Consider the following 15,738-nt stretch of genomic DNA (forward strand, 5'->3'; position numbering starts at 1 on the left):
GGCGTTAGCCACAGCTTCTCTATTGATAGGGCGTGACGGCTGCGCAGGTGAAACCAGCAATAAAAGATAACGACGTATCAGTCGATCATCGGCATACATCGCCAGGGCAGCGGACCACTGATCGACCTTTACCTTCTGGGCCAAGTCTGCGGGTCTTAGAGAAGTATGCGCAAAGGCTTCATCCAGGTAGCGGCAAATGGTGGTTGTTTCGATTACGTTCCGCTCACCATGCAGCAATACCGGGACCTTGCCAAAAGGATGCAGTGCTTTGTGTTCAGGGCTGTGGAGCGTGATCGTTTTACCATCCACGTGCATCCCATGTGTGTAATCCAGCGCTTTCTCTTCGCAGTAAAGTCTGACACTACGTACGAAGGTGCTAAATCCAGGTCCCAGTATGTGCAATCTCATGAGTAGCTCCTTGAGGGAAGAGTCGGCAATTCTGGTCGGTATGACTTTATGTTCAAGAACATAAAGTCCCGTTTTGTCATACTCCATCTCACGCTTTATTGAGGAGAAGATGTATGCCCTGGCCTGCTACACAGCGCGCAACCACTCGACAGATGATTCTGGATAGCGCAGCGCGACTCTTCGCACTGGAAGGTTTCGAAAAAGTCAGTATCGACTCAATTATGGAGAGTGCCGGATTGACCCGGGGGGCCTTCTATAGTCACTTCGCATCCAAAACGGAGCTTTACACCGAAGCTATTAGAAATGCCGCGAACGCGGGGGGCGCGATACTGGAAGAGGCTGGTAAAGACGGTTTACAACAGGTAGTGAAAGACTATCTGCGCATGGACCATCGGGATGCAAGCCGTATGCACTGTCCGTTAGCTTTCATGGTCAATGATGCTGCTCAGCAGGACGGAGCCATCCAGGAGAGCTACACCCAAGTGCTCGCAGCTTTCATTACACGCCTGGAATCCGGACTGAAGTCGACGACAGAGACGGACACACGCCAGCATGCTGTGCAAATTGCCGTAGGGATGATTGGTGGCTTGGCACTAGCTCGAGCTGTGGCCGATGACCAGTTGGCGCAAGAGATTCTCACAGCCTGTCAACAGGGATGTTTGCAGCTTGTTGAGCTATGACATGACTTAGCAAGCAACGAAACGACCGTATTGGGTCGCACGCGGCCCCACGTCAGAGGCAGAAATCGGCCAGGAGCGGACAGTGAGGTTTGACTATGAAACCAGTGACGTTCCACTCAGTTTCGATAACAGCTCTCAGACCAGTAAATCGACGGTCTGCAACATGCGCCGATAAGGAGAATGCGCATGCCCCATCTCCAGGTGAATGGTTTCGATAAGACACTCCAGAAACCGCTCGGCCGCCGGCCGCAGGGGCTGCCCGCTTCGGCTGATGGCACCCACCGAGGCACTGCCGACCGGCTCGCGCAGAGGCAAGGCGCACAAGCCTTCGCGATGAGCGCATATCTCCACCAGCGGCCAGGGAAAGATGCTCAACATGTCGGTTTCACGCAGCAAGCTCAAGATGATCGAGAGCGAATGGGCGAAATGCACATGCCCCTGCGTCGAAATCGTTCCATCCTGTTGCGAGGCCAGTATCCAGTCAGCCGACGCCAGATCCTCCATGGCCCTGCTGTTCGACAACGGGTGTTGCTGACGGGCCACCACCGCACAATCGGCCGTAAACAGCGGCAGATAGGTCAGGTCGGCACTGGAAAACCGGGTATCAAGCCGTCCGATAAACAGATCGACGCTCGCATCCCGCAGCAGCGGACACGCGACCGATGAAAGCCCCTCATACAACTCAAGTTGCACCTTTGGAAACAGCTGGCGAAAACGCACGACGGATTTGGGCATGAGTGTCATCGCCAACCAGGGTGTCACTGCGACCGACAAGCACCCCTCCAGTTCCCCCTTGCAATCAGGCAACACCTGACGGGCACTGACCATCTGTGCCACCAGCAGACGCGCCTGAATCAACAACTTTTTGCCGAGCTCGGTAAACACAATCCCTGAGGTATTACGGATCAGCAATTGTGTGGCGGTGTCTGCCTCCAGCTTCTGGATGGCCTTGGTGACCGCTGCCGGAGAAGTGTCGAGCCTTTTTGCAGCGCCGCGGATACTGCCCGCGTCGGCCACCGCCACGAGTGCATTGAGTTGATAGAACTTCATAGTGTCCGCCGGTGTTAACCCTGGGTTGCCTTGTTCACTTTCGATTGCCTGTCAGCTGTTGCCTTGGCCCACTACTCTCGGACCAACACCACCTGGGCTTCGAACCTCACCAAAAGACCGTACCAGAAAAAGCCCAGGCACTTTGATGAAACGCATGATGCCGTAAGCCATCGCAGGATGTGGCCCTTTCGACAGATTGGTTTCTCCTCTTGGTAACCAAGGAAAAACGCTGCCAATGACACAGTCCATCACGCTGTTAAAAGAGATTGAGCAGGAAATGCGCGAACTGCGCCACCAGATCCATGCCAACCCTGAACTCGGTTATCAGGAGGTCGAGACTAGTGAGTTGGTAGCCGAACGATTGATCAAATGGGGTTATGACGTGACGCGCGGCTTCGCCGAAACCGCGGTCATCGCCACGCTGAAGAAAGGCACCAGTTCGCGTGTGATCGGCATACGGGCTGACATGGACGCACTGCCTATTCTGGAAAAAACCGGGCTCCCCTATGCAAGCCGGATACCGGGCAAGATGCACGCGTGTGGCCATGACGGGCATACGGTCATGCTCCTCGCCGCCGCCTATGCCCTCGCCCATGGCCATCCGTTCGATGGCACGGTCCGCCTGATTTTCCAGCCGGCCGAAGAAGGTCTGGCCGGCGCCCGAAGAATGATTCAGGAAGGCGTGCTGCAACAGTTCCCCTGCGATGCAGTGTTCGCTGCACACAACATGCCTGGTTACCCTGTCGGAAAATTCGGGTTCCGAGCCGGGCCCTTCATGGCCTCCGCCGACCAGGTCAATGTCACGATTCACGGAAAAGGCGGTCACGGCGCGATGCCGCATCTGAGCGTCGACCCTGTGGTGGTCTGCGCAAGCATCGTCATGGCCTTGCAGACAATCGTCTCGCGCAACATTTCACCTCAGGAAATGAGCGTTATCACCGTCGGAGCCATTAACGCAGGTAAGGCGTCCAACGTGATCCCGGACAGCGCGCACATGCTGATTTCCGTCCGCTCACTGAACAACGCCGTCCGGGACCGCCTGGAGAGCCAGATAAAACACCTCATTCACACCCAGGCGCAGGTATTCGGCGCGACCGCCGAGATCGACTACAGTGCCGACTACCCCTTGCTGGTAAATGACGAAGAAATGACCCGGTTTGCCAGCCAGGTGGCCATCGACTGGCTCGGTGAGGACGAGGTGATGAACGACATCGTGCCCTTCAATGGCAGCGAGGATTTCGCCTACTTCCTGCAGCAATGCCCTGGCAGCTATCTGATCATCGGCAATGGCGACGGTGAAAAGAGCTGCATGGCTCACGACCCTCGCTACGACTTCAATGACGACATCCTGATTCGGGGCGCTGGCTATTGGGTCAAATTGACTGAGGCCTTTTTGACACTCGACGCTTGAGCAAAGACCTGCCAAACCGTGAAAACCAATAAAAAACGAGGTCATCATGCAACTATGCAAATTTCAATACATCACCCTGCTGTTCGGATTGATCATCACCCCGCTATCGCAGGCAGAACCGGTGATCAAATTCGGCGTCGACCCTAGCTACCCACCTTTCGAGCAAAAGCAGCCAGATGGTTCATTGAGTGGTTTTGATATCGATCTGGGCAATGCCCTATGTGCCGAGTTGCGGGTCAAGTGTATTTGGGTCGAGCAGACCTTCGACAGCATGATCCCGGCGTTAAAGGCGAAGAAATTTGACGCCATCCTGTCTGCATTCAGCGCCACCGAGGCACGTCGCCAGCAGGTCGATTTCAGCCACAAAATCTACACCGCGCCGTCTTCTCTCGTTGCTAAAAAAGACACCGGATTGCTGCCGACGGCAGAATCATTGAAAGGCAAGTCGGTTGGGGTGGTTCAAGGCTCACTACATGAAAGTTATGCCAAGTCGCAATGGGGCCGCCAAGGCGTCGATATCCTCTCCTACCAAACCCAGGACCAGGTGTTTTCAGACCTCATCACCGGACGCCTGGATGCCTCGTTCCAGGCCTCGGTACAAGCCGACATTGGATTACTGCAAAAGCCTCAAGGCCAGGGCTTTGCCTTCGCCGGTGAGCCCATCACCGACAAAAGCATCATTGGCGATGGCGTTGCTATCGGTGTCCGAAAAAACGAGCCTGATCTCAGAGAGCAGCTGAACACGGCCATTGCCAGTATTCGTCAATCAGGCCAGTACGACCAGATCGCGAAGCAGTACTTCAACTTCGATATTTACGGCGAATGAGGTAATCCCCATGAACGAAATGACACAACGCGGTGAATCTCGTTTTGCCTTCCCCGTCAGCGACGAGACTGTGCGTGCCTTTCAAACTGATGGTGCAGTGTGTATCCGTAATGCGTTTACTGCGCAGCAAATCAGCGAACTGACGCAAGGCATCGAGCGCAACCTTGCCCATCCCAGCCCTCGCGCAAAAGTGGCGAGCAGCCCAACGGATCCTGGATGGTTCTTCGAGGACTTTTGTAACTGGCAAGAGAATACACACTATCGCGACTTCATCTTCAACTCCGCCATCGCCCCCATCGCGGCCGCCCTGCTGAACAGCCAACAGGTGCGCCTGCACCATGATCACTTGCTGGTGAAAGAGCCCAATACGCGCCAACGCACGCCTTGGCACCAGGACCAGCCTTACTACAACATCACGGGTTCAGACACCGTGAGTTTCTGGATTCCAGTTGACCCCGTGCCCAGGGAATCGACCCTCGAATTCATCGCCGGCTCACACAAGGGCCCCTGGTTGATGCCTCGGTCCTTCATGGACAGCCAGGCCAAATGGTTCTCCGAGGGAACACTAGGCGAGCTACCGGATATTGAAAGCCATCGCGAGGACTTTCCCATTCTCGGATGGACGTTGTCGCCGGGGGACATGGTGTGTTTCAACATGTTGACCTTGCATGCCTCTGCTGGCGTGGGCGGGCATAACCGTCGCCGCGCGTTTTCAGTGAGGGTCATAGGCGATGACGTGCGGCATGCGCCGAGACCTTGGGCCACCTCACCCGACTTTCCAGGGCTTAAAGATGCTCTGGCATCAGATGTACCTATGGAGCACGAGCTTTTTCCGACGCTCTGGCATCGAGAAACCATAATGTCCGAGCGATAGGTTTGGGTCGGTTTCAGCCGATCGGGGAAGGCAGAAATCGGCCGATTCTGTTGAAAAAGCCGGATTTTCAGCTCGCCTGAACTCAGGCAAGACCACCACCAAAGAACCTACTCATCATATTGAGTGGTTTCTCGGCCCTTCATTGACCTTTGCTGCTCTGTCATTGGGTTGGTTTGAGGTTTTTTGCTTCGTGCAGGCACACCTGTCCCGTAGCAGGCGGACCTTGAGATGTAAGTTTGGCCAGACGCCGGAGGTTCTGTAGCGCGGCCGCCAGCGTGAACTCATCGGTCACGCCACCAACTCCACGGACTTGCGCGCTGGCACCAACACCGCAATAGCGCAGGTGGTCACGGCGTCTGGTGCAGCGCAGCCGGGCTGTGTGCTTTTTTGTTTGCCAACCGTCGCACCAATCATTTGAAAGTGCTAGTCCATCACGGATTAACCCGCGAGCTTTACTGCAAGCTCAGCGACGTGCTTACCCTGGAAGCGCGCAATATCCAGTTCATTCTGTGACGGTTGTCGTTTTCCGTCGGCACCTGCCAGGGTGGTCGCGCCATAGGGCGTACCGCCGGTGATCTCGCTCATGTTGGTCAGCCCTGCACAGGAATAAGGCACACCCACGATGACCATCCCCTGATGCAGGAGTGTGCTGTGGAACGACGTAATAGTGGTTTCCTGACCACCATGTTGGGTTCCCGTCGAAGCAAAAACGCTGCCGATCTTCCCAACGAGAGCACCACTCATCCACAGTCCGCCGGTCTGGTCGAGAAACGTACGCATCTGTCCTGCCATATTGCCGAAGCGTGTCGGTGTGCCAAAGATGATGGCGTCGTAATTCGCCAGTTCGCCAGGTGTCGCCACCGGTGCCTTCTGGTCGAGTTTGACGCCGATGGCAGCTGCCTGTTCGGCCGGGATGGTTTCGGCGACACGCTTGAGCGTCACGTCGGTGCCGGGTACGGATCGTGCGCCTTCGGCGACTGCGCCAGCCATCGTTTCGAGGTGACCGTACATTGAGTAATAGAGAACAAGTACCTTCGCCATGATTTTTTCCTCGGTTCAGAACCATTCGATCGGTTTGAAACACCTTGGATTACCCCGCCGCCGATGAACAACAGCGTAGGCATAGCGCCCGATGCCCCATGAGACTGCTGAGACTTTGACGGCGTGCTGACTAACACTAGCAGCTCAGTAGTTTGCCTGCCGTCAGACATGGCATGGCGCTTCTGAGCAGGATCGTAGCCATCGCCCTTTAAGCGTGATGTTCAATGCGATGCTATGTAACCGTCTGGCCTCCAATTGAGTCATTCATTCGGTGAGCGTCGGCTATGGGTCGGTCGCAGCCCTTCGTGACAGGCAGCCACAAGCAGTCATTCGTTTTGCGGTAACAACGCTGGAGAGTGCGTTTTAGAAAGTGCGCAGGAGCTCTCCGGTATCAACCAGGCTCTCTGCGATGGCTGCCGCTGCTGCCATGACTCGACTCATCAAATGGGGTCCACTGCAACCCTGGCGCCCTTCGAAAATGCGGGCTACCGTCATGGTCAGCCCGCCCTCGCCTGCCTTCTTAAGCAGCCGCTACGCGTCCATTGCTGTTGTTGCTCACCTCAAACTGCCCCACCAGTTTTTGCAGTTTATTGGCATTGAGCCTCACGGTCTCGGCACTGCCTTGCAACACCACCACCGTCTGACGCATTTGCGCGGAAGACTGGTCAACCTGTTTGATAGTCTTGCCGTAATCGAGGCTGCGTTTGTTGAGCTGCTGAATGATCGCAAACATACTTTCCACCGCGTGATGCAACTGCACGTTTTCCGAGGAGGCATCTTCGGCCAGGCGCAGGCTGTTATCGACATCCTTGACGCCCTCCTTCATGAAGCTGACGGCGTTTTGCGTTTCGTTCTGCAAGCCTTCGACCATCTGCCGAATGTCGTCGGCAGCCCGAGAGGTGCGTGAGGCAAGACTGCGTACCTCATCGGCAACCACCGCAAAACCTCGCCCATGTTCGCCCGCGCGCGCGGCCTCGATGGCGGCATTGAGTGCCAGTAGATTGGTCTGGTTGGTGATATCACTGATCAGGCCGGTAATGTTGCCGATTTGCGTCATGCGGCTGTCGAGCAACTGCACGCTTGAAGAAGAGCGTTCGACCACATCCCGAATCGACTGGGTTCCTGCCTGCACGGCGAGAAACTGCTCGCGGGCACGGGTAACGACTTCGTCCATTGCCTGCTTCATTTGCTCGGCGCTGGCAGAGGCCTGCTGGATCTCGCCCAATTGGTCTTCAACGATAATCATCATGTGATGCACAGCTTCGGCCACCTCAGCCGAAGTGACGCCAGCTTCCTGGCTGCGCCCCAACATCATCTGGTTGGTGGCGCCGACGGTGCGACTGGCCTTCACCACTTGCCCGACAACCGAGTCCAGATTATCGATGAAGCTGTTGATCCAGCGCCCCATGTCACCGGTCTCATCGTTGGCCATTCGTGTGGTGTCCAGACGTTGACGAAGGTTGCCCTCGCCCTCGGCGATGGTCCTGATCACACCCGTCATCTCGCTCAACCTTTGCGCAAGCCGTTTAGGCCCCAACAGGCTGAACAGCACAGTGGCGCAGACCATGCCCAAAACCTCGACGGCATCGATCATCCCCTGTGCCAGGCCGCTGTAATGCTGGACCGTGTAGTTGCAGGCAAAGAGCCCTGTCATGGTTGCGAGATAAGGTTTCATCAAGCCATAGCTGAGTGAGCGTCGGCGGTAAACTTCCTCCAGATCGGCCTCACACATCATTCCCCAGCGATCAGGTGATCCTGGCAACTGGAACGTAACCCCCTTGCCAACCACCGGAATGTGCCGATAGTCCGAGTAACCGGGATAAGTCACGAACAGATTGGAGCCCATGCGGATAGTTTCGCGCACACCAGGGTGCAATTCCTGGGTCGCTGGGTCAGTGAAGCGCAGTTCCAGCTCAGTATGCCTTTGAATCTGCACCGTCTTATAGGGCGTGTGCACGCCACTTTTCAGGTTTTCGCCGTGGGTGAAAGTACCGTCCTCGAAACGTGAGCGCGACAACGCGGTGCCCGGTGCAATCGCCGGATCAAAGCGTGATTGCGCCATGAACAAATAATTGTCGCCCGATTCAGCATAGATGTGCCCGGCCTCGCGTTGGATAAGATCGCCCAACACATCGTTTGGCACGCGACCGCAGAGACAGCCAAGGACTTTTCCATCAGCCTTCAAAGGCTGATAAAACATCAACGTGATTTCATCGTGAAAGCGTGAAGTCGATGGACCGATTTGCAAGGTTAATGAATCGCTGTAAGGACCGTGAAGAAACGGTGCCTTCAATCCTTCGGCCAGAGCACGAGTTTTCTCAAGCTGATTTATACCGCGTCCGCTCCAGGTGGAGGCGATGACGGCGCCGTCGACACCTACGACAAATAGCTCGGAAAAATCTTCGGCCTGGCTGAGCTTATCCATCAGCGAACTGCGGTCGATATGGGCAAAATCCCGACCGAGATTTTCCGCCAGCTCAGCGAGGTGCTCCCATTGCTCGCGCGTCCAGTTATGTAGCAATTGCGCACGGGTTTGTGCAATGGCTTCAAAGGTTTGTTCGATCACCGGGTATGTCGATTGATTGAGTCGGCATGACCAACCCATCGCAATTTTTCCAGTTTTGCCGAACCAGGGTAACCAGTGCTTCTCGCTAGAGGATAACTGCATGACCTTACTTGAAAGCGACATTTGCCTCTCCAACCGCGACATTCGGATGTCGAGTTGATAGCAAATACCAAGCCAAGTCGTAAGCAGCCTAACCATTTGCACTGTTCGAAGGATATTCTGCAGTCGACAGCATTCTGTTTGCTTTAGCCCGCAAGACCGCATGCTCCAACTCAGTGCGCCAAGCGCCACATGCTCTGAAAAAGCGCTGATTTCGGACTTAGTTTCGAGGGTCCGGCATACGTGGCATTATCGGGATGCAGCCTACCGCCCCAGAAGTCGGAGCTATGTCGTTCAATCGTTTTCCGCATGGACCAAATCTGATTCATGCAAGGAGGATGTAAACAGCGTTGGCTTGCTCCATTCGTTATCGATACGGGCCGTGATGCGAAATCGAAATTGCACTCCGGCAGAGAACGGCCGAGAGTGTATAAAAACGAAAGCCATAAAAATCGGAAGCGAATAACTCAACATTGCTGCCGCAGGTAACTAGTAGTACCCAAGCGTTTGCAACGTTCTGGCAAGATTCAAGACAGGTTGTAATTTTTCATCAAGTACTACTCACCCAAACGGATACATGCTGTCCAACACACGGATGGAGATCGCCACCATGGTCGGTTGCACAAGAGAGATGGTCGGGCGCGTACTGAAAGAACTCTCTGTGGCGGGCTTGATTTCCATCCACGGGCGGAAAACCCTGGTGCACGTGGCTGCCAGTCATTGATGTGCTTGCCCCAAACTCCCCTGGTATGTGAGGCAGGCCTGCAGTAGGGCCGGCCTCTCCCACACTCCACTATCCACTTCCCCCAGTCCCCTCCCCAGAAACCCCTCTTGTGAAGCGCCAGGGTGTTACGGCGAAATTGTACTCCGATGGCCCTAGCGTACTCTGGCGCACCTGCCGTGATCGAAGCGTTCCATAGTCGGCCATGATAGGCGCAGACGTTACGAAGCAGGGTCAAACTCTGTAGCCAGATCGACAATACGGATTGCCAGAGGAATGCACAGCCCTCGCACCTCTTTTTACAAACTATATGCATACAGGGCCAGTTGCACAACCAAACCAAATAATTACAGGGATTCCAGTAATAATAAGTGAGACCGCCCCCAAAAAACACCAGATAAAAAATGACGTAATTTTTAATCGTACTTTTTTTGCCAAATAAATATATGTTGCTAGAAAAACAAGCCATGTAATTGCAACTGGTATCTCAAGGCGCAACCCCCGAAGAATGGGAATCAGATTTACTAAAATCTCAGCAGTCACTAAAGAGAGAAGTGATACACCTACACACAGCAGCATTACAACTAACAGACTAAAACCATTCTCATTGCGCGCATTTCGATATACGCTAATCAGTGCGAGTAGCAATATGACGAATGGTATTGCTGTAACAATAAAGACGTAAGGAGTAAGTGGATAATACACTTTGCTTGATCCTCATGATTAATTCACGTGATCGTGGTGGCCGATCGCGCCTCAGTGAACAAAAATCAGTGATTTAAGGTACCTGACCAAGCATAGCCACTAATTTGCCATTATTATTCACGACGGCAGCCATGGCCGCTTTTTGCCTGTCTGGACTGACCGCCATGGGTCGCACGCAGCCCTTCGCGACAGGCAAAAACCGGCCATTTGCAGTCGTTAGCGAACGGCTGCAATGGGTCGAACTCTGCCGGTCAGGACAGGCAGAAACCGGCCAGTTTTGTTAATAAAACTGTCAATGGCATACCTCCGCCGCGCGGTGCACCAAGCTGCCATTTCTTCCGCTCGCATTCAGCCAGCGGAATCTCGTCTTGTCATGTCGACGGTATCGCTTCGGCGTGCCTGGGCAAGGCGATAGAAATCAGAGCGGCCAGCATTACAAAGACCGTGGAAACCCACAGACAAGCCCCCAGCCCACAGGTCTGGTAAATCCAGCCGGACAGCACGGTGCCGAGCAGCCGCCCCAGCGCGTTGGACATGTAGTAGAAACCAACGTCCAGCGATACTCCGTCCTCTTTGGCATAGGAGACGATCAGGTAGCTGTGCAAGGATGAGTTCACCGCAAACAGCGCACCGAAGATCGTCAACCCACCCAGGAGTACAGTCTGGGGCGACAAGCCCGCCGAGAGACCGAGGGCGATGGCCGCCGGCAGGCCGGCCAGCAACGCGGCCCAAACGAAGGCCGCTCGCCCATCCGGGACGTGGCCATGCTTCTTCCCGGTGACGTTCGGGGCGAGAGACTGGACGATGCCATAACCGATGACCCAAGCCGCCAGAAACCCACCCACCCACCAAAAGTCCCAGCCAAATACTTCACTCAGGTACACCGGCAAGGCGACGACAAACCACACATCGCGAGCACCAAAGAGAAACAGCCGTGCCACCGAGAGGATGTTGATCGCTCGGCTCTTGGAAAGCATCTCGCGGAACTTTGGCTTGGCCTTGGCTTTGCCCAGGTCCTTTTTCAGCAGGAGCAGGCTCGCAATCCAGACCAGCGCCAATACCGTTGCCATCAGTAGCACGGCCCCTCTGAACGTCAGCCACGCCAGCAAGGCGCCACCCAGGAAGAAGCCCACACCCTTGAGGGCGTTTTTTGAGCCGGTGAGGATGGCTATCCACTGATAAAGCGTGCCCTGCTGCTGGTTGGGCACCAGGAGCTTGATCGAACTCTTGGCACTCATCTTGTTGAGGTCTTTGGCGATACCGGACAACGCCTGAGCGCCCATCACCCAAGGGATGGTCAGCCATGCGGCTGGCACTGTGAGCATCAGCAAGGCGGCCACCTGGAGGCCCAGACCGATGTTCATCGTGCGATTCAAGCCCAGGCGAGCGCCGAGGTAGCCACCCACCAGATTTGTGATGACGCCGAAGATCTCGTAAAACAGGAACAGCGCGGCAATTTGCAGCGGTGAGTAGCCCAATGTGTGGAAATGGAGCACCACCAACATGCGCAGCGCACCATCGGTGAGGGTAAAGGCCCAGTAATTGCCGGTGACCAGCAGATACTGCCGGACTTCCGGGGAAAGGGCTGGCAACGCCTTCATGATCGCTCCTGTTAACCGGCCGAACCAACCAGTCTGGCCAGTTCGACAACACGATTGGCGTAACCCCACTCGTTGTCGTACCACGCGTAGATCTTCACTTGGGTGCCGTTCACCACCATGGTCGAGAGCGCATCGATGATCGAGGAGCGCGGATCGGTGCGGTAGTCGATCGAAACCAGCGGACGCTCCTCATAGCCGAGGATGTTTTTCAGCGGGCCGGCGGCCGCAGCTTTGAGCAGGGCATTGACCTCATCCACCGAGGTCTCACGCTCCACCTCGAACACGCAGTCGGTAAGAGAGGCATTGGCCAGCGGTACGCGCACGGCGTGGCCGTTCAGGCGGCCACGCAACTCTGGAAAAATCTCAGCAATCGCTGTCGCCGACCCCGTACTGGTCGGGATCAGGCTCATACCCGAAGCACGGGCTCGACGCAGGTCCTTGTGCGGCTGATCGAGAATACTTTGGGTATTGGTCAGGTCGTGGATCGTGGTGATAGAGCCATGGCGAATACCCAGGTTTTCGTGGATCACTTTGACCACTGGAGCCAGGCAATTGGTGGTGCAGGATGCAGCGGTAACAATACGGTGCTGCGCCGGATCGAACAGGTGCTGATTGACGCCCATGACGATGTTCAGCGCCCCCTGCTCCTTCACCGGTGCACAAACCACCACGCGCTTCACACCTTGTTCCAGATACGCCTGAAGCACGTCAACGGTCTTCATTTTGCCACTGGCCTCGATGACCAGGTCGCAGCCGGACCAGTCAGTGTCGGCGATGGATTTGTTGGCTGTCACCCGCATGCGTCGACCGTCAATGACCACACAATCGCCATCGGCGCTGGCTTCGTTGTGCCAACGGCCATGCACCGAGTCGAAATTGATCAGGTGCGCATGGGTGGTAGCGTCGCCAGAAGGGTCATTGATTTGCACGAATTCAAACTCGGGCCAGTGCCAGGCCGCGCGCAAGGCAAGACGACCGATTCGACCGAAACCGTTGATACCTACTCTGATGCTCATAGCGTTGTTCTCTTTCGTGTGCTGTCTTCGGAGGAGCAGGACTGGCCTGATCGAATTGACTGTTACGTTAGCAGCAGGCTGCCCTGCGCTCAGGGCGGCCGCCCATCTGATCAAGGCGCTTTTCGTCCTGGCTCAGCCAGTGTCGGTTGGCTTCGAGTGTCACCTGGAGTATGTCGACGACCCACTGTGGAAGTTCAGGGTGCACTCGATAGTAAATCCATTGATCCTGACGGCGATTTTCGAGCAAGCCGCAGGCGCGCAACTGAGCCAGGTGGCGTGAAATCTTGGATTGACTGTCATCTAGCGCCCAGATCAGTTCACACACGCAGAGTTCGCCTTGGGCACAGAGCATCAGCATGATTCTGGCACGGGTTTCATCACCCAGGCATTTGAAGACAGTGGCAGGCAGGAGGCTCATAGCACAGCTCGTATATTTGATAATTCGAATATACAGATATTGGTGAAATGAGTAAGCCCCCTGTGAATGTCCAAACGCGGTCATGTAGCACTAGCATTACCAGTCGCGCGTCCTGGCCGGCCTTGGTGTACTCCAGCATTTGCTTATCACCGGTGGAGTTGCCGAAGGCTGCGTTCAGCTGGCGGCCGGTCATCAGGTAAATGTTCTCTGGCTTGCCTGCGTCGTTTTCGTTGAGCATGATCTTGGGCTGCTTGATTAACTGCGGTTTACCACTATCGCCTGCTTGGCCGCACCTTCATTCCATGATGGCAAGGGATCGGCGGCCCGTGCGGCGGTCGTCACAATGAAACTCAGGCCTGGTACGGCAAGCGACGGACCATAACGCCGTGCAGCATAATCATAAGGGCGAATCGGAGACGCAGCGGTGTTCCATGCACGTTTCCCCAAGCCTGAAAGCTTCATGAGGTGCACCTCTGTGTTGAATTTGTTTGACTCGATCAGGAGTCTCGGGGCCTGACCGGCCCTTAACCGCCCTGCGGTAGCACCCGGGCATTATTTCCCGTGCCTTCGATGTAAACGTTCATGCCTTTACCCAGGGCCGGATTGATCGGCTGAGTCACCGATACCAGCACGCCACTTTTTACCCGCACGATGACCTGTTGCGCCGCGACGGGCTGGTCATACTTTTTCTTCTCTGCGTAGTTACCGCCAACCGCACCGGCGAGCGCGCCAGCGACCATGGCAACGTCGCGCCCGGTGCCACTGCCGATCAGGCTGCCGATACCAAGTCCGCCCATGCCTCCGAGTACGGCGCCGACGCCACTGTCGTGATTGGTCTGCATCTGCGTCAGCGATATCTGCTCGATCTTGCCTGAGCGAATCTCCATTTCACCGGCACCACCATCGTTTGACCCCACGGCGGCGCAGGCACTGATCAATACAGTCGCCAACGTCACCGTCAGCCAAGTCAGGATAGCTTTCATTGCTGTTCACCTCGTCATTGGTATTTGATGGCAATGCCTTTCAGCTTGCGCCCTTGGATCGTATCGATGTTGCGGCTCCACAAAGGACCGGTTACGTAAGCGGCGACGGGTTGAATCTGGTCGTAAACCACCACCACCGCGTCTGCACCCAGTTTGGCGCCTTCTTCACGCAGCTTCTGTTCGACCTGGGTGATGGGCGGCGCCGGGTCGACCGTGGCATCGATCAGGATTTCGCCCAAACGCACATTGGGGCGCGTTGGTTCCGTACGTAATATCCGGACTTCGCTGGGTAGGGTCGGAGCGGGATGTTCGACTCCGACGTAAGCGGTCGTCTGCGCATCCACTGACGCGCAGGCGCTTAAAGCAAGCACGCTGGCGATGAACGCTACGAGGCGCAAGGGCCTCTGCCATCTTGAGATTCGAAGCAGTGCACGGGAAGCCATGTCAGCGATTCCTCTACTAAGGGGCGATCCAACTGCCAACGTCTGTTGGTGGCTGGATCAGGGTTCAACTGCGGATGAACGCCCATAGATCGGCGTTCAATTTGTCGATCGCCGCCTTGAAATCCTGGGCGGTGATTTTCTGGCTTTCGTTGGAAAGCTGCTTGCCGAATACCTTGCGCACGACCCTGGCCACGGTCTGGTTGTCTTTCGCGTCGATGAGCTCGGCCTCGATGTACAGTTCGGTGTCCTGATCGCGGTGACCGGTGGCGGCCTGTGTCGCCCCGACTACGGCTGCGATGGGGACCACTTCATACCATTTCATTCCCTCGTTCGAAGCGCTTACGCCGGTAATGGCCGCGCGCAAGATCAAGGTTTTCGAACCCTTTGGCGCGGCGCTCGCGCGGGAGACCATCCGGTATTTCTGCCCCAGTGTCGCCTTGGCCTTGTTGGTCATGTAGTCCCGGATGTCATTGAGCGTTTGCTGATTGACCCGCTCATTGGGCTTGGGCGCCGGATACAGTTCCAGCCGGTCGAATGCTACGGTGTCATAAGCTTTCGGGTTCCACGAAGGGCTCAACCAGCGCATCGCGGTGCCGCCGCTCGGCGTCTGGACTTCCTGCAGGTTGTTGTAGTTGGACAGGTAACCGGAGTACTGCTCCATTTCAGTGACTTTCGAGGTGCAACCGCCTAGCAACAGACTAGCCAGCGCGGTACCGACGAGCAGTTTTCGGGACAGATTCATGATGCTGTGTGCTCCTTGGCTAAAGTCGCTTTTGTGTGGCAAGACACTCAAAAGCGCCAGGTCATATTCCCGGCCAAAGCTTGAATCCAGGCGTTGTCGAATTGACCGGAAATCCGATTGCCCGATACGGTTTTTGCCTGGTCAACCGGCATGT

General features: G+C 55.8%; 15 protein-coding genes. 5 read left to right on the top strand and 10 right to left on the bottom strand.

The features are described 5' to 3' along the window. The coding region (locus PMI29_RS23240) for a glutathione S-transferase family protein (protein ID WP_007995251.1) at positions 1 to 408 on the bottom strand (408 nt) is incomplete at its 3' end. A 113-nt stretch (positions 409 to 521) separates the two neighbouring features. Between PMI29_RS23240 and PMI29_RS23235 the strand changes: the two genes are divergently transcribed. Beyond that, positions 522 to 1,088, top strand: coding sequence for a TetR/AcrR family transcriptional regulator (locus PMI29_RS23235; RefSeq protein WP_007995252.1), 567 nt, complete (start codon positions 522 to 524; stop codon positions 1,086 to 1,088). A 135-nt stretch (positions 1,089 to 1,223) separates the two neighbouring features. Here PMI29_RS23235 and PMI29_RS23230 read toward each other — a convergent pair whose 3' ends face one another. Further along, positions 1,224 to 2,138 carry a LysR family transcriptional regulator gene (locus PMI29_RS23230; RefSeq protein WP_007995253.1) on the bottom strand — a complete coding sequence of 305 codons (915 nt, stop codon included), beginning with the start codon at positions 2,136 to 2,138 and terminating at the stop codon, positions 1,224 to 1,226. 235 nt (positions 2,139 to 2,373) lie between these two features. On the opposite strand from PMI29_RS23230, the gene PMI29_RS23225 reads away from it, so the two are divergent. The 3 genes from PMI29_RS23225 to PMI29_RS23215 are packed head-to-tail and all read left to right on the top strand — an operon-like array spanning position 2,374 to position 5,249. Continuing rightward, positions 2,374 to 3,549 carry a M20 aminoacylase family protein gene (locus PMI29_RS23225; protein WP_007995254.1) on the top strand — a complete coding sequence of 392 codons (1,176 nt, stop codon included), beginning with the start codon at positions 2,374 to 2,376 and terminating at the stop codon, positions 3,547 to 3,549. 46 nt (positions 3,550 to 3,595) lie between these two features. Next, entirely contained in the window at positions 3,596 to 4,375 is a 780-nt protein-coding gene (locus PMI29_RS23220) for an ABC transporter substrate-binding protein (protein ID WP_007995256.1), read from the top strand. Positions 4,376 to 4,385: 10 nt separating this feature from the next. Continuing rightward, complete coding sequence (locus PMI29_RS23215) at positions 4,386 to 5,249, top strand: phytanoyl-CoA dioxygenase family protein (protein WP_007995257.1); 864 nt, start codon at positions 4,386 to 4,388, stop codon at positions 5,247 to 5,249. A gap of 438 nt (positions 5,250 to 5,687) precedes the next feature. Here PMI29_RS23215 and wrbA read toward each other — a convergent pair whose 3' ends face one another. Together wrbA and PMI29_RS23205 are read right to left on the bottom strand one after the other, a co-directional pair. Beyond that, positions 5,688 to 6,290, bottom strand: a complete 603-nt coding sequence (wrbA, locus tag PMI29_RS23210; RefSeq protein ID WP_007995258.1) for an NAD(P)H:quinone oxidoreductase — start codon at positions 6,288 to 6,290, stop codon at positions 5,688 to 5,690. A 520-nt stretch (positions 6,291 to 6,810) separates the two neighbouring features. Next, the gene (locus PMI29_RS23205; protein ID WP_443216425.1) at positions 6,811 to 9,120 is read right to left on the bottom strand and encodes a methyl-accepting chemotaxis protein; all 2,310 of its coding nucleotides are present in this window, start codon (positions 9,118 to 9,120) and stop codon (positions 6,811 to 6,813) included. A gap of 412 nt (positions 9,121 to 9,532) precedes the next feature. Between PMI29_RS23205 and PMI29_RS30865 the strand changes: the two genes are divergently transcribed. After that, positions 9,533 to 9,679 (top strand): helix-turn-helix domain-containing protein, encoded by a 147-nt coding sequence (locus PMI29_RS30865; RefSeq protein ID WP_081501637.1) that lies wholly within the window; start codon positions 9,533 to 9,535, stop codon positions 9,677 to 9,679. A 1,073-nt stretch (positions 9,680 to 10,752) separates the two neighbouring features. Here the strand turns inward: PMI29_RS30865 and arsJ are convergent. The 6 genes from arsJ to PMI29_RS23175 form a co-directional block, all read right to left on the bottom strand. Further along, positions 10,753 to 11,982, bottom strand: a complete 1,230-nt coding sequence (gene arsJ, locus PMI29_RS23200; RefSeq protein ID WP_007995263.1) for an organoarsenical effux MFS transporter ArsJ — start codon at positions 11,980 to 11,982, stop codon at positions 10,753 to 10,755. An 11-nt stretch (positions 11,983 to 11,993) separates the two neighbouring features. Beyond that, positions 11,994 to 12,998 (bottom strand): ArsJ-associated glyceraldehyde-3-phosphate dehydrogenase, encoded by a 1,005-nt coding sequence (locus tag PMI29_RS23195; protein WP_007995264.1) that lies wholly within the window; start codon positions 12,996 to 12,998, stop codon positions 11,994 to 11,996. A 67-nt stretch (positions 12,999 to 13,065) separates the two neighbouring features. Then, positions 13,066 to 13,416: a metalloregulator ArsR/SmtB family transcription factor gene (locus PMI29_RS23190; protein ID WP_007995266.1), complete on the bottom strand. Its 351-nt coding sequence runs from the start codon at positions 13,414 to 13,416 to the stop codon at positions 13,066 to 13,068. A 524-nt stretch (positions 13,417 to 13,940) separates the two neighbouring features. Next, positions 13,941 to 14,399, bottom strand: a complete 459-nt coding sequence (locus tag PMI29_RS23185) for a glycine zipper 2TM domain-containing protein (protein ID WP_007995269.1) — start codon at positions 14,397 to 14,399, stop codon at positions 13,941 to 13,943. Positions 14,400 to 14,413: 14 nt separating this feature from the next. Next, positions 14,414 to 14,842, bottom strand: coding sequence for a hypothetical protein (locus PMI29_RS23180; RefSeq protein ID WP_007995270.1), 429 nt, complete (start codon positions 14,840 to 14,842; stop codon positions 14,414 to 14,416). Between the two features lie 64 nt (positions 14,843 to 14,906). After that, positions 14,907 to 15,584, bottom strand: a complete 678-nt coding sequence (locus PMI29_RS23175) for a DUF3313 domain-containing protein (RefSeq protein ID WP_007995271.1) — start codon at positions 15,582 to 15,584, stop codon at positions 14,907 to 14,909. Positions 15,585 to 15,738 lie beyond the last annotated feature (154 nt).

The sequence above is a fragment of the Pseudomonas sp. GM49 genome (genome assembly GCF_000282355.1).
GTDB lineage: Bacteria > Pseudomonadota > Gammaproteobacteria > Pseudomonadales > Pseudomonadaceae > Aquipseudomonas.